This window comes from Paenibacillus xylanexedens, from assembly GCF_007676705.1.
Lineage (GTDB): Bacteria > Bacillota > Bacilli > Paenibacillales > Paenibacillaceae > Paenibacillus > Paenibacillus xylanexedens_C.
Genome location: NZ_VEBF01000436.1, coordinates 1 through 256 on the forward strand (window position 1 = coordinate 1; position 256 = coordinate 256).

1 pseudogene is annotated in these 256 nt (G+C 50.8%); it reads right to left on the reverse strand.

Annotation, left to right across the window (positions count from 1 at the left end):
* Positions 1-63 precede the first annotated feature (63 nt).
* A pseudogene (locus FS628_RS30750) lies at positions 64-256 on the reverse strand (tRNA 2-thiouridine(34) synthase MnmA); the annotation flags it as partial.

Consider the following 256-nt stretch of genomic DNA (forward strand, 5'->3'; position numbering starts at 1 on the left):
CAACCACCCCTCACCATTCCCCGAACCACCAATCCCAAGACCTTCACGCTCTCCAAGTGTCTACTACATCACACCCTCATCGCCCCCTTTCACTTCACCACTCCCCATATCAACCATCTCTCCCCCTTTCCCACCCACATACTTACTCACCAACTCTTTCAACTTCCCTTCCCCGATCAACCACACACCTCTACTCTCTTTTTTCTTTCCCCTATACAACCCACCCTCTTCTGCAATTTTCCCTACTTCCCGTTTC